At 44.5% G+C, this 14204-nt stretch carries 9 protein-coding genes; 6 read left to right on the forward strand and 3 right to left on the reverse strand.

What is annotated here, in order from left to right; translation table 11 throughout:
* The first annotated feature begins 539 nt into the window (after positions 1 to 539).
* The 3 genes from C8N29_RS01355 to C8N29_RS01365 all read left to right on the forward strand — a co-directional run bounded on the left by C8N29_RS01355 (position 540) and on the right by C8N29_RS01365 (position 7516).
* The gene (locus C8N29_RS01355; RefSeq protein WP_107864221.1) at positions 540 to 3827 is read left to right on the forward strand and encodes a transglutaminase family protein; all 3288 of its coding nucleotides are present in this window, start codon (positions 540 to 542) and stop codon (positions 3825 to 3827) included.
* A 306-nt stretch (positions 3828 to 4133) separates the two neighbouring features.
* Positions 4134 to 6611, forward strand: a complete 2478-nt coding sequence (locus C8N29_RS01360) for a circularly permuted type 2 ATP-grasp protein (protein WP_107864222.1) — start codon at positions 4134 to 4136, stop codon at positions 6609 to 6611.
* Positions 6611 to 7516, forward strand: a complete 906-nt coding sequence (locus C8N29_RS01365; RefSeq protein WP_107864223.1) for a transglutaminase family protein — start codon at positions 6611 to 6613, stop codon at positions 7514 to 7516. The genes C8N29_RS01360 and C8N29_RS01365 overlap by 1 nt, the downstream gene beginning before the upstream one ends.
* Before the next feature lie 86 nt (positions 7517 to 7602).
* On the opposite strand, the gene C8N29_RS17275 is transcribed toward C8N29_RS01365, so the two are convergent.
* The gene (locus C8N29_RS17275; protein WP_275656190.1) at positions 7603 to 8469 is read right to left on the reverse strand and encodes a BamJ family beta-barrel-assembly machinery protein; all 867 of its coding nucleotides are present in this window, start codon (positions 8467 to 8469) and stop codon (positions 7603 to 7605) included.
* A 664-nt stretch (positions 8470 to 9133) separates the two neighbouring features.
* Between C8N29_RS17275 and C8N29_RS01375 the strand changes: the two genes are divergently transcribed.
* Positions 9134 to 9799 carry a hypothetical protein gene (locus C8N29_RS01375; protein ID WP_107864224.1) on the forward strand — a complete coding sequence of 222 codons (666 nt, stop codon included), beginning with the start codon at positions 9134 to 9136 and terminating at the stop codon, positions 9797 to 9799.
* Positions 9800 to 9845: 46 nt separating this feature from the next.
* Positions 9846 to 10097 (forward strand): hypothetical protein, encoded by a 252-nt coding sequence (locus C8N29_RS01380; protein ID WP_107864225.1) that lies wholly within the window; start codon positions 9846 to 9848, stop codon positions 10095 to 10097.
* Here the strand turns inward: C8N29_RS01380 and C8N29_RS01385 are convergent.
* Positions 10094 to 10459, reverse strand: a complete 366-nt coding sequence (locus tag C8N29_RS01385; protein WP_107864226.1) for a SpoIIAA family protein — start codon at positions 10457 to 10459, stop codon at positions 10094 to 10096. The two genes, C8N29_RS01380 and C8N29_RS01385, sit on opposite strands and share 4 nt — an antisense overlap.
* Before the next feature lie 184 nt (positions 10460 to 10643).
* Between C8N29_RS01385 and C8N29_RS01390 the strand changes: the two genes are divergently transcribed.
* Positions 10644 to 12533 carry an ATP-binding cassette domain-containing protein gene (locus C8N29_RS01390; RefSeq protein ID WP_107864227.1) on the forward strand — a complete coding sequence of 630 codons (1890 nt, stop codon included), beginning with the start codon at positions 10644 to 10646 and terminating at the stop codon, positions 12531 to 12533.
* A gap of 95 nt (positions 12534 to 12628) precedes the next feature.
* Here the strand turns inward: C8N29_RS01390 and C8N29_RS01395 are convergent, their stop codons facing one another.
* Positions 12629 to 14074 carry a sensor domain-containing diguanylate cyclase gene (locus C8N29_RS01395; protein WP_107864228.1) on the reverse strand — a complete coding sequence of 482 codons (1446 nt, stop codon included), beginning with the start codon at positions 14072 to 14074 and terminating at the stop codon, positions 12629 to 12631.
* Positions 14075 to 14204 lie beyond the last annotated feature (130 nt).

Raw genomic sequence — 14204 nt, forward strand, 5'->3', positions numbered from 1 at the left:
TAGCACGTTAGCAATCACTATCTGACTAGATTATCGGCGCTGTCGCCTTTTGCCACCGTCAACCAAAGGCTATGGTGATGAACATACGTCCTAAAGACCCCATTTATCTGTATTTAGCTTCTATGCTGAGCGTCGTCACTCCATTGGATAAGCGATAGACCTCGCTCAAGGTATACCTAAATTGATGCGGCTGTGCTTAACATAAATCAATATTGTTAGCATTTTGCCTATGACTTGCATGGCTGAATCATCTTCGTATTGCCTAACTTCACCACAAACGACTTATTTTGCTTATAATGCCTCATATTGGTGCACAAATGCACCTAATGTTTGCCTGACTCCCTGTCATTACATCACCACTCGTCATGTAAAGGACATCTTTTCGTCATTTAGTTCACTTAAATTAGGGGCTGTTGATGTTTTAACACGGTTGATACGCTTCAGGATTTTTGCAAGGATAGCGTCACAGATATCAGCCTAAAGTGGCACAACTCTTGCCTTTGCACAGCTAAAACTGCTCATTAACAGGGAGATTCTCGGTGTCCATCCATGTTGCCCTTCATCATGTTACACATTATCAGTACGACCGCCCTATCAATGTTGGGCCACAGGTAATTCGTTTACGTCCTGCGCCACACTGTCGTACCCGTATTTTGTCGTACTCACTCAAAGTGCTACCTGAAAAGCATTTTATTAACTGGCAACAAGACCCTCAATCTAACTACTTGGCGCGTTTGGTTTTTCCAGAAAAAACCACGCAATTTAAGGTGGAAGTAGATTTAGTCGCCGAAATGTCGGTCATCAATCCTTTTGATTTCTTTTTAGAACCGTATGCCGATAAATTTCCCTTTAGCTACGATACCAGCCTAGACCAAGAGTTAGCACCTTATTTACTAAAGCAAGACCCTAGCCCCTTATTTAGTGAGTATTTACAAAGTATTGATACCAGTACCGTTAATACCATTAACTTTTTGGTCTATCTCAATCAAAAACTCAGTCAAGATATTAACTACCTGATTCGTTTAGAACCGGGGGTGCAAACACCCGAAGAAACACTCAGCAAAGCCTCTGGTTCATGTCGTGATTCTGCATGGTTATTAGTTCAACTCCTCCGTCACTTAGGCTTGGCGGCACGTTTTGTTTCGGGCTATTTAATTCAACTCACGGCTGATGTCAAAGCGCTCGATGGCCCTACAGGTACAGATGTTGACTTTACCGACCTACATGCATGGTGTGAGGTTTATTTACCAGGTGCAGGTTGGATAGGTTTAGACCCCACCTCTGGTTTGTTAGCAGGTGAAGGCCACTTACCGTTGGCCTGTAGTCCAGAACCCTCGTCTGCTGCGCCTATCAGTGGCTTAATTGATGAGTGCGAGTGCGAGTTTCACCACGAAATGCGCGTTGACCGTATTTGGGAAGCACCGCGTGTCACTAAACCTTATACGGAGCAACAATGGCACGCAATTGAGCAACTGGGTCATTTAGTGGATGCCGATTTAGCCGCTATGGATGTACGTCTGACCATGGGGGGAGAACCCACGTTTGTTGCAGTTGACGACCCTGACGGTGCGGAATGGAATACTGCCGCTCTTGGCCCTACTAAACGCCTAAGAGCGGCCGCATTATTCAATCGTCTACGCGATAAATATGCCCCACAAGGCTTGTGTCATTTTGGTCAAGGCAAATGGTACCCTGGTGAGCAATTACCGCGTTGGTCACTGAATTGTTTTTGGCGTAAAGATGGCGAACCTATTTGGTTAGACCCCAGTTTGTATGCCGATGAAAACAAGCAATATGGCACAGATGCCGCCTTAGCAGCTGAATTTTTACAAGGTGTCGCACAACGTTTAGGGGTAGATGAACAGTATATTTTTCCTGCCTTTGAAGATGTCTTTTATTATATGTGGCGTGAACGTAAACTGCCGAGCAACGTCGACCCCCATGACTCCCGTCTCAATGACCCACTCGAACGTGCACGTTTACTCAAAGTATTTAGCCAAGGCCTAGACCACGTTGTTGGTCATATTTTACCCATCACGTGGAATGTCAAACAACATACATGGCAAACAGGCTCTTGGTTTTTACGTACCGAACATTGTTATTTATTACCAGGTGACTCCGCGATTGGCTATCGTCTGCCCTTAGATTCACAACCTTGGGTGAGTAAAGAAGACTTTCCTTATATCAATCCGCATGACCCCAGTGTTGAATTTAGCCCACTCAAATCACATACCGCGATTAAACAACAGGTATTAGGCGAAAAACGTCATACCATCAGCCACGATAGCGCCCCTAAGGCCAAAGAGTCTGCCATCGATTTAACCCGAACCGCTTTATGTGCCGAACCGCGTGATGGCAAGCTATATATTTTTATGCCGCCTACCTTAGAGCTAGAACATTATTTAGAGCTTGTTTCTGCCATTGAAGCCACCGCAGAAGCCTTGCAACATCCTGTTATTTTAGAAGGTTATGAACCTCCAAACGACCCTCGTTTGACCTATTTCCGAGTCACACCCGACCCTGGTGTCATCGAAGTCAACATTCATCCTTCCGCATCGTGGGATGAATTGGTCGATAAAACCACACACCTGTATGACAGCGCGCATCTTTGCCGTTTAACCAGCGAAAAGTTTATGACCGATGGCCGTCATACAGGCACAGGCGGCGGCAACCATTTTGTTTTGGGTGGTGCCACCGTTAATGACTCCCCCTTTTTACGCAGACCCGACTTACTACGCAGCTTAATTGCTTATTGGCATAATCATCCCTCATTATCGTATTTATTTTCAGGTTTGTTTATTGGACCAACCTCACAAGCCCCGCGGGTGGATGAAGCCAGAAATGATGCGTTATATGAACTCGAAATAGCTTTTCAACAATTTCCTGCCGTTGGTAAAAGCTGTCCTCCGTGGTTACTTGACCGCTTATTACGCAATTTATTAATTGATGTGACTGGTAACACGCACCGCGCAGAGTTTTGTATTGATAAACTCTACTCACCCGATAGTAGCTCAGGACGTTTAGGGCTTTTAGAATTACGCGCCTTTGAAATGCCCCCTCATGCCCAAATGAGTTTAGCGCAACAACTCTTATTACGGGCGCTCATCGCACGGTTTTGGAAAGAGCCTTATTATCCTGCGCGTTTAAGCCGTTGGGGAACAGAATTACATGACCGCTTCATGCTGCCTTATTTTGTCAAAACAGACTTTGATGATGTGATGAGTGAATTACAAGAAGCGGGCTACCCCATTCAAGCCGATTGGTTTAATGCCCATTTTGAATTCCGTTTCCCGAAATACGGAGATTACGCCGTTAAAGGTATGGCGTTGGAAATTCGTCATGCCTTAGAGCCGTGGCATGTCTTAGGCGAAGAAGGCTCCGCAGGGGGAACAGTACGTTATGTCGACTCCTCGCTAGAGCGCGTGCAAGTTAAAGTCACAGGGCTAGCGCCTGACCGTTATACCCTGACCTGTAATGGCGAACCTGTCCCTTTACGGCCTACAGGGAATGTCGGTGAATACGTGGCAGGTGTACGTTATCGCGCATGGCAGCCTGCATCCTGTTTACAACCCACGATTGGCATACATTCGCCTTTGACCTTTGATTTGGTCGACACATGGATGGAGCGCTCAATGGGCGGCTGTCAATATCATGTCATGCATGCAGGTGGCCGTAACTTTGATAGCCTACCCGTTAATGCTTATGAGGCCGAAAGCCGTCGTTTAGCACGCTTTTTCCGCATCGGTCATACGCCGCGTAAAGTGGCTGCTAAGGTGTCGACGACAAACCCTGAACATCCATTTATTTTGGACTTGCGCCGTAAATAAACGGATACCGTGTCAAGTCTGTATAAACGTCCCAGTTGAGTATCTTCCTCGGCCTCTTTTTGCTAAAGAGAGGCTGAAGATTCTGCGTCTAAAAATGGGTTTAGTCATGGTAGATAAAAGACTTACCATGTTTAGGATGGATAGAAAATCGTCTATCCTGTACGGATGTTCCGACCTGTGGCTATGTTGTACTCTTGCCCCTAGACCATAACTAACCGACAATAGGGGTCTCAGGGGAATTTTCCAACTTCTTAAAATACAGAGGCGTATACCACCATACGTCCCGTTGAGTAACGCCTAATATCCATGCCAACACTGTTTGATGCTTATCAGGTTGATTCCAGCCGCTACAATGAAATTTTTGCTGCTGATGGTACTGTCCATCCGCATTGGTATCGTTTTGCCACGACCCTACAGTCTATGACTGCGTCACAAATGCAGGAACGAGCCGACCTAGTCGCTCAACAAATCCATGAAAATGGTGTCACCTATAATGTCTATGCCGACCCACAAGGCACTAATCGTCCGTGGCGCTTAGGCCCGATTCCTAATTTAATTCCAGCCGAACAATGGCAAGTCTTAGCCGAAGGTATCACCCAGCGTGCCACCCTCTTAAACGCCATGTTGGCTGATATTTATGGCGAACAACGACTCATTCGGGAGGGATTAATTCCTGCGGAATTGATTTACGGCCATAATAACTTTTTACGCCCCTGTATGGGCATCAAACAGCCTCATAATACCTTTTTACATGTCTATGCCGCCGATGTTGCCCGTGATGCGAATGGCCAATGGTGGATTATGGCTGACCGCACGCAAACGCCCTCAGGCGCAGGTTATGCCCTCGAAAATAGACAAATCATTGCCCGTGCTTTTCCAGAACTGTATCGTCAACTCAAAGTACAATCACTCAATGACTACTTTCTTATTTTAAGACAAACACTTAGCCGATTATCACCTAGCAGTGGCGAAGCGCCATTGATAGTCCTACTGACGTCGGGTCGTTTTAATGAAACCTATTTTGAACATATTTATTTAGCCCGTCACATGGGGATTCCGTTAGTCGAAGGCTACGACCTCACTGTACGCGGCTCGGTGGTTTATCTAAAAACCCTAAATGGCCTCAAACGTGTGCATGTTATCTTACGACGTCTAGATGATGACTATTGTGACCCGCTTGAATTACGCAGTGACTCTGCCTTAGGCGTAGCAGGCTTATTAGATGCCGTACGCTCTGGTACCGTGTTAGTCGCCAATGCACTGGGTTCAGGGGTATTGGAGTCGGCAGGTTTATTGGGCTTTTTACCCAACGCCTGCCAATATTTACTCAAAGAGCCACTCAAACTGCCCTCAATCGCCACATGGTGGTGCGGTGAAGACCCTGTACGAGAAGAAGCACTGAGCAAACTCAATCGTTTAGTGGTTAAACCTGCATTTCCTTCTCAGCGTTTTGAACCTGTCTTTGGCGAAAAACTCAGTAAAAAAGAATTGGAGAGCCTCAAACGCCGCATCGAACGACGCCCCTATGCCTATGTAGCCCAAGAATTAGTTGCCTTAGCACAATCGCCTGTTTGGCACAAAGACACAGGCCAATTTCAGGCACAATCTTCAGGGATGCGCGTCTATGCTGTCGCTAGCGACGAAGGTTATAGCGTCATGGCTGGCGGCTTATCTCGCGTGGCAAGCCATCACGGTGCCAATGTTGTCTCTATGCAACGGGGCGGCATCAGTAAAGATACATGGGTATGTTTTGGCCAAAGTACACGTACCGAAAAACCCAAAGTGCGTACTATCGGGGTGCGCGATTTATTACGCCAAGACCCCTATCTTCCCTCACGCGTTGCCGAAAATATGTTTTGGCTCGGCCGTTATTCGGAGCGTTGTGATAATAATGCCCGCTTACTGCGCTCTGCGTTATCCCGTCATATTGAACTGGCAGGCGATAGCGATTTAAGTTTAGAAATAGCCCTCGAAAGCTGTCAGTTTTTGGGCTTATATCCCGAAGATAAAGACCTCAGTAGCCAATTGTTAGCAGGAATTTGTGACGCAAAATGGGGTAGTAGTTTAGTCTCTAACTTACGCAGTTTGATTTGGTCTGCCTCGCAAGTACGTGGCCGTCTATCGCAAGAAAACTGGATAACCATTGCCGAATTACAACAAGAAGCCGATAGTTTACGTCCTGAACAGCTCGAACTTGGCCAAGCCTTATCTTTTGTTGACCGTTTATTGATGTCGTTATCGTCATTAGCAGGGTTTGCGATGGATGACATGACACAAGACAATAGCTGGCGTTTTTTGATGTTAGGTCGACGTTTAGAGCGTCTTCAGTTTTTGGCCGATATGATTGCTCAACTCTTACAAACTAACGCCGCGATTGAACAAACAGGCTTAGATTGGCTGCTCGAATTAGCCGATAGCACGATTACCTATCGCAGTCGCTATTTATCAAGTGCACAACTCATTCCTGTGTTGGATTTGATTTTGTTAGACCCCAGTAATCCACATTCTTTACAATTTCAGCTCGATACGCTGTTGGCTTATTTGGCACAACTTGACCACGATAACGATTATGGTTTGGCTGCCTTGCGTGAACGACTACGCTCCTTAAACTTTGATGTCCTCGAAAGTGAGATGGATTATCCAACGCGTCTGCCACGCGCATTAGGACTGATTGCGGTGTTACTTCAAGACATTGCCCGTACAGGACGTGACTTATCAGATCATTTGAGCTTACGCTATTTCGCTCATATCGACACCATTAGCCAACCGACGGTATCTGCATAATGACTGCTGCGCGCGCACGTTATCATATTACTCACGAGACCCATTATCGTTATGCGGCTGCCGTGTCTTTGTCACAACAACTGGTACACCTTCAGCCCCGATTTATGCCTTATCAGCAGTGTGTCTATCAACAATTGATTATTCGGCCTGAACCCAGCGATAACACCACGATTCATGACAGTTTTGGTAATCCATGTACCTTGTTAGCGTTTAATCATCCACACGATGAATTATTGGTCACAGCGAAATTATGTGTAGACGTGTCTAGACGCCAATATCCTGATTTTAGTCAGTCCATGCCGTGGGAAGAGGTACTCAAAACCTGCTGTTATCAAGCGAATCGACAATTAGCTGCGGACTTGTTTCAAGCCTTACCCTTTCGGTTTGAATCACCTTTTGTCCATCTCAAGCATAGCTTTGCCGATTATGCCGCTGACTGCTTTAGTCCACACTTACCCTTATTATTAGGGGTCAAAGCGCTGATGGAAAAAATATTTAGCGAATTTACCTTCGACCCACAAGCCACACACATTGGCACGCCCTTAAGTGAGGTTTTAAGTAAAAAACGCGGCGTATGCCAAGATTTTGCCCATTTAATGCTCGCTTGTTTACGCTCGATGGGTCTACCCGCACGCTATGTCAGTGGTTATTTATTAACCAATCCACCTGAAGGTCAAGCACGTTTAATTGGCGCGGATGCCTCACATGCATGGATTGCTGTCTTTTGCCCGCGTTTAGGTTGGGTAGACTTTGACCCAACAAACAATGTGATTCCCAATATTGAACATATTACCGTGGCATGGGGACGTGATTTTAGTGATGTTTCGCCACTGCGAGGGGTGATTTTAGGGGGTGGGCAGCATGAATTGGATGTACGTGTCACTGTGATGCCGATGAATCAATAGCTCATCTTCAGGACTAAACAAACTCACCGTGACGGGTGGCGCAGCGCATGCTTAACACACGCTGCCCCGCCAACAGCAAAGACTACTTATTTTTTCTTCTTTTTACTTTCTGTTTTTTCGGTTGGTTCTTTAGTCACTTTTAATAGCTCGACATCAAATACCAACACCGCATTGGGTGGAATAGAGCCAGCACCCATTTCACCATAAGCCAAAACAGCAGGAATGGTTAAACGAAATTTGCTGCCCTCTTTCATTAACTGCACACCTTCTGTCCAGCCCTGAATCACTTGGTCTAAACGAAACTCAGCAGGTACACCGCGCGCAACGGAACTATCAAAGACCGTACCATCGGTCAAACGACCTTCATAATGTACCGACACCATGTCGGTGGCTTTAGGTTTTGCGCCTGTTCCTTCTTTTAAGACTTCATATTGCAAACCCGATGCAGTCGTTGTGACCCCTGCTTTTTTGCCATTTTCTGCTAAAAATTGGGCGCCTAAGGTACGATTGGCTTCACCTTGTTTTTGGAACTCGGCTTGTACTTGCGCCATACGACGCTCTTTGTAGTCAGCTAAGACTTGCTTAATTTGGTCTTCGCTTAACAACCCTTGTTTACCACCGTAACCGTCTTTGAAGCCTGTGACAAATTGTTCAATATTCAAGTCTTCAATGGCCGCTGCATTGTTTTTACCAAAAATAAAACCCAAGCTATAGGCGACTTTGGCATCTTCATTACTAAATGCAGCACTTTCTGTAGAAACGGGAGAAGGTTTAACTATCTCTCCAGAACCGTTAGCTGTGACACCGCCACCAAAACCACTAACCACTGGTGTTTTTTGAGTGCCATTCACATCTTGTTTACTCTTTATCATATCTTTTGGTTGATTAGTTGCATCAGCAGCCATCGCCTGATGAGCAAAAGCTAAGGCGGCAATCAATAATAAACGCTTCATATCTTCTCCAACATTCGTTTTAGACTAAGTTGATGTTATCGGGGGGACTTAGTCTTTTTATTCTTAGGGTCTGTGCACATAAGGCTGCTGAAGATTGGGATATTTTCATCCGTTAAACACAGGTTATCTTCATGCCTATAGCCTAAACCTAGCACCGCAGCGAGCATACGATTCCTTTTTTCATTTGGCTAGTCTTAGTGTGTACTTGAACGTGAATTATCAAACAAATTGCGTAGTAAATATGTGTCATCTATTCCTAAGTCTAAATAGATACTTAAAAGACACGCTCCAGCCCATGACTATCACCTAGATAAAATCTGTGCATCAACAAACTAAACAGTTAGGAGACATACATCCATTAAATTGTCTTTTTGTCAGACAAAAAATAATCTTTTTGTCATCGAGATAGGTTAATTTTTAACAGGTATAGATTGCCGTTTTCTTCAGCACACGCTTTACATACAAGTCCATTATACAGACTTGATAGGCACTAAGAAAACGAGCTTCTCGTTATATTTTTTAAGGTTTAGACCTTTCGCCATGAGCATGTTTGTTGCATAGGATTATATATGCCTGTACTCAACGTGAAGTTGAATCTTATCAACGCTGCGCTCAAGGCTCACAGTTAGCCAGTTTCAGACTATCATCCCTTGGAGACCAAACCATGTCCAGCAAGAAAAAAGCTGCCAAAACCGAAAAATTAGTTGCCGATACTAGCGAACAATTACAGAAGCTCGCTAAAAAAGCGCAAAAAGAAGCCGAAAAATACATCGAATCCGCTCGTAAGCTAGTTGAAAAAGCAGAAGCCAGCTACAAAGACATTTTAGCCAAATTGTCGCAAGTGATTAAAAATGGCGATGTCGATGCGCAAAAATTGTTGAAAGATGCACAAACACATGCTGAAGCTGCTTTAGAAGCCGCTAAAAAGGACTACGAAAAAGCCAAAAGTATTTTTCAAACCAGCGAATTACGCTCTTATGTACAAGCCAAATTTGCTAAAGGCAAAGAAGCGGCTGTCGCTTTAGTTGAAGAAGTGAAAAAAGATGCGGCTGCCGTGGCCGAAGAAGTGACACATGTGGCCGAAGAAGTGAAAAAAGAAGCCGCTGTCGTGGCCGAAGAAGTCAGCAAAGCCACTGCGTCTGTGAAGCGTACCGTCACACGTAAAGCCCCTGCTAAAAAAGCCAGCACTGACGGTGAAGCGGCTGCCAAACCTGCCGTCAAACGCACTGTCGCTCGCAAAGCCCCGACTAAAAAGCCTGCCGTCACTGATGCTGCGCCTGTTGAAGCCGCTGCTGACGTACCTGCAAGCAACGAAACACCAACTGCCTAATTATTTCGTGGTTGATGTCGAGGGCGACTTTAGGTCGCCCTTTTTTATGGAACGCCAAAAATTGATACTGATTTATACCCAACGTGGCCTGTACCTCAGTCTAAAACACCGAGACGACGCACAACTGTGCCAAGACTATCCAGACTATATGACACATCTTGGTGCATGGTCAGTGGCCGAGCTACGCGATTACTTGCTAACAGAGTATCCTATCTTGAAAGACAGCATTGACCGACAACTGACACAAGCAGTCAGCGCAACAGACGATTATCGCTTAAGCTGGCCTGTCAATCGTTAGGGCATTAACCACGCTCTGGCTAAAGGTTCATGCGCGAGGGGAAAATATTTAATCGGAAAAGCAACCAAACCACTTAAAAAGAACAGCTGAGCCGCCGCAGACCATTTTTCTGAACCTAAAATGGCTAAACTGGTCACATGTTGCTGAATAAAGGCGTCTAACTCGGTGTCGTGCCAGTCGGCTAACTCCTGTAACTGGCTAAAATCTTCCTCAATCACAATCATAATGGCTAATTTGCCATGCTGTTTTAAGAGGGCGGCAACTGCTTGTTTGCTTTGAGTAAACTCCTCATGGGTTAATATGCCCGACCCACGTAATACCAATAATTGATTGGCTTCAAAATCCACTGTGACCGTCATCATCGTTACCCTAATCTTGCGTAAATCCAATTTTCAGTCAACACCCGCTTTGTTGAGCTATGGGTCGACTTTCCATCATTCAATCACATTCTACCTAAGTCTTAGGGATAAAACAGCCAGACTTCTACCCTAAAATGATGACAAGCCGCTACAATAGCGCCCGACTTTGACCAAGGCTGTGCCCACCATGATTCAGTACCAAGATTTAACCTTACGCCGTAGTGGCCGCGTATTATTTGCTAATGCCGCTGGCATGATTCACCCTTCATGGAAAGTTGCTCTGACAGGCGAAAATGGCGCAGGTAAATCCAGCTTTTTTTCTGCCTTGTTGGGCGGATTAACACCCGATGCAGGCACATTATCACGGCCACAAAGTTGGACAGTGGCACACATGGCACAAGAGGTAGCTGCCTTGAGCCAAAAAGCCATCGACTTTGTATTAGATGGCGACAAAGAATGGCGACAAATTAACAATGCGCTCGAAAGTGAACAAGACGACAATAAATTAGCTGATTTATATAGCGAGTTTGACAGTATTGATGGTTATACCGCCCCTGCACGCGCTGCACAATTGTTAGCGGGTTTAGGCTTTAGCGAAAGTGCACAACAAAAATCGGTCAGTGAGTTTTCGGGCGGTTGGCGGATGCGCCTAAATTTGGCACAGGCCTTGATGTGCCGCTCTGATTTATTGATGCTTGACGAACCCACTAACCACTTAGACTTAGATGCCATTTTATGGCTTGAAGATTGGCTCAATCGTTATCAAGGCACATTAATCTTAATTTCGCATGATAGAGACTTTTTGGATGCCACTGTGGGTCATATTTTGCATATCGAACAGCAAACCATGACCCTGTATACAGGCAATTACACCACCTTTGAACGTACCCGCGCTGAGCGTTTAGCGCAGCATCAGCAAGCCTTTGAAAAACAACAAAGTGAAATGGCGCATTTGCAAAAATACATCGACCGTTTTCGCGCTCAAGCCACTAAAGCTCGTCAAGCACAAAGCCGTATTAAACAACTCGAACGTATGGTGCTGATTGCGCCTGCTCATGTTGATTCCGCCTTTAGCTTTAGTTTTAGAGAGCCTGCGAAAATGGGCACACCACTGATTCGTTTAGACAGTGTGAACGCAGGTTACGGCGATAAGGTGATTGTGAATCAAATTAATCTCAATATTAGCCCCGATACCCGTATTGGTTTATTAGGGCCAAATGGTGCGGGCAAATCCACACTCATTAAAACATTAGTGGGCGAAATTCCATTATTAGCAGGCGAACGGGTATGTAGCGAACATTTAGTGTTAGGCTATTTTGCCCAACACCAAGTCGACCATTTAGATATGGACGCATCGCCGTTATTAGCTTTAACCCGTATTGCACCACGTACGTCCGAACTCGAACTACGTAAATTTTTAGGCAGTTTTGGTTTTAATGGTGACCGTGTTACTACCACTGTTGAAAACTTTTCGGGCGGTGAAAAAGCGCGTTTAGCTTTGGCCTTAATTGTGTGGCAACGACCCAATGTATTAGTGTTAGATGAACCCACCAACCATCTCGACTTGGAAATGCGTCATGCGTTAAGTATGGCCTTGCAAGCCTTTACGGGTGCGTTAATTGTGGTATCGCACGATAGACAACTTTTAGGCAGTTGTTGTGATGAGTTTATGTTGGTAGCCGATGGCAAAATTGATATTTTTGGTGGCTCGTTGGTTGATTACGCCGCATGGCTAAAAGAGTGGCGCGCCAAACAAGATGTGAAGGTTGAAAGCACCGCTACCCGTCAAGAAAAACGCGAAGAACGGCAACAAGTTAAAAATACAGGCGACAATTTGCATATTTTACGCCCTTTACGTCAACAAGCCGAAAAATTAGAAGCAAAATTTAATCGTCTCACCGAACAGCAAAAGACCTTAGCCGCACAACTTGAAGACATGACTCTTTATTTAGAGGCCAACAAAGACAAACTCAAAAAAGTCTTAGCCGAAAAAAACAAAGTTGATAACGAATTGGCAGAGGTAGAAGTGGCTTATTTACAAGCCTTAGAAGCCTATGAGTTAGCAGGAGGTCAGTAATTCGATGACTTAGACCTTTTACGACAAGGTCTAAGTCCTAAATGCTCCTTGTGTCGCCGCCCCTCTGTCGAGGGGCGGTATACAAACGTATTCGTTTAACCGCTAACGACCTGATTACGTCCGATAAACTTTGCTTTATATAACGCACTATCCACACGTTGTAGCAATTCTTTCATGGTATCGTCATAACGATAATTAGTGACTCCAAAACTCATCGTCATTTTTAAGCTATACATGTCATATTGCACCAAATGGTTGGCAATACGTTGACGAATTTGCTCAGCGATACGATTGGCATCTTCCAATGAACATTTATGTAGAAAAATAGCAAATTCCTCTCCACCCCAACGACACACGACATCGGCTTCTCGGACACTGGCTTTGAGCATGTGCGCCACCTCTTTTAAGACTTGGTCGCCTGCGGGATGACCATAGGTGTCGTTAATATCCTTAAATAAATCAATATCCGCCATAATTACACTTAAGGGATGATTGTGACGACGGCTATCAGCCAAAATATTTTGGCTTAATGCCTCAAAAGTTTGACGGTTGATGAGCTGGGTTAAATGGTCTATGGTCGCCATCACTTCTAACTTACGTTGATATTTACGCACCGTCATGTTGGTTAAAAAAATGGTCAACAAAATAATGACCGTACATAATCCAATATTAAAATAGAGCGCGTGTTTGACCTTGATAATCGCGAGGTCTTCTTGGCTTTCAACAAATAAAAACAGCCTGACTTCGGGCATATAACGCACATGCAATAAATAATTATGGCCATCTAACACATACTGAAACACAGCATCTTTACGTGCTAAGGCTTGATGGGCAATGTCTTTTAAGCCCGCAATATCATGAATAGATTTAGGGTCTAACAAACGATTATTGCCTGTTAAACGTACCCTGCCTGTGGCATCAACTAAATAAATATTTTTTTGATATTGTTGTTCGTATTGACATAAGAGTTTGAATAAACGGTCCATACTCACACCCACACCCGTGACTCCTAAAAACTTTTGTGCCTGATTAAAGACTCTAAAGTTCATAAAAATGGCTAAGGAATTGGCATTAGCTTGGTCGTAATCAATATTAATTTCATAAGGTTCATTGAGCTGACGCGCTCGAAAATACCATTTATCTGCGGGGTCAGTAGCCGATACTGTTTTTAAGATGCCATTGGGATAATAATAATGTTGGCTTTGCTCTGAGACAAAAAAACTGGTAAATACCTGATAGCTCGCTTTGGTTTCTTGTAAATAACGGGCAATCACTTGCGGATTTTTCTCTCCTGCACTCACCCAATCCTGCAAAAAGGTATTGGTACTCATCATGGATGAAATAAAAAATGGCCGTACTAAATCTTTTTGTAATTCTGCATAAATGGCATTGGACGTGAGGGGTAGCTCTTTTTCAATTAGGGCTAAATGAATGGTCTTTTTTGACGAAAAGTAACTGACTAAAGAAACAGCTAAAAAAGAGCAGACTAATAATAAACATAAAATAATCGTGAGCTTACGCTGCTGCAAAAATTGGGACATAATCGCCAAAAGTTCAAGATGAAAAACATCTATTTTAGCCTAAACATTAAGCTAACGCCTAAAATTTCACGGATTTCTCTGACCAATGGTCAGTGTCATTCATCGTACTACGCGTTGCTTTGTCTACGTT

The sequence above is a fragment of the Agitococcus lubricus genome (assembly GCF_003051055.1).
Classification (GTDB): domain Bacteria; phylum Pseudomonadota; class Gammaproteobacteria; order Pseudomonadales; family Moraxellaceae; genus Agitococcus; species Agitococcus lubricus.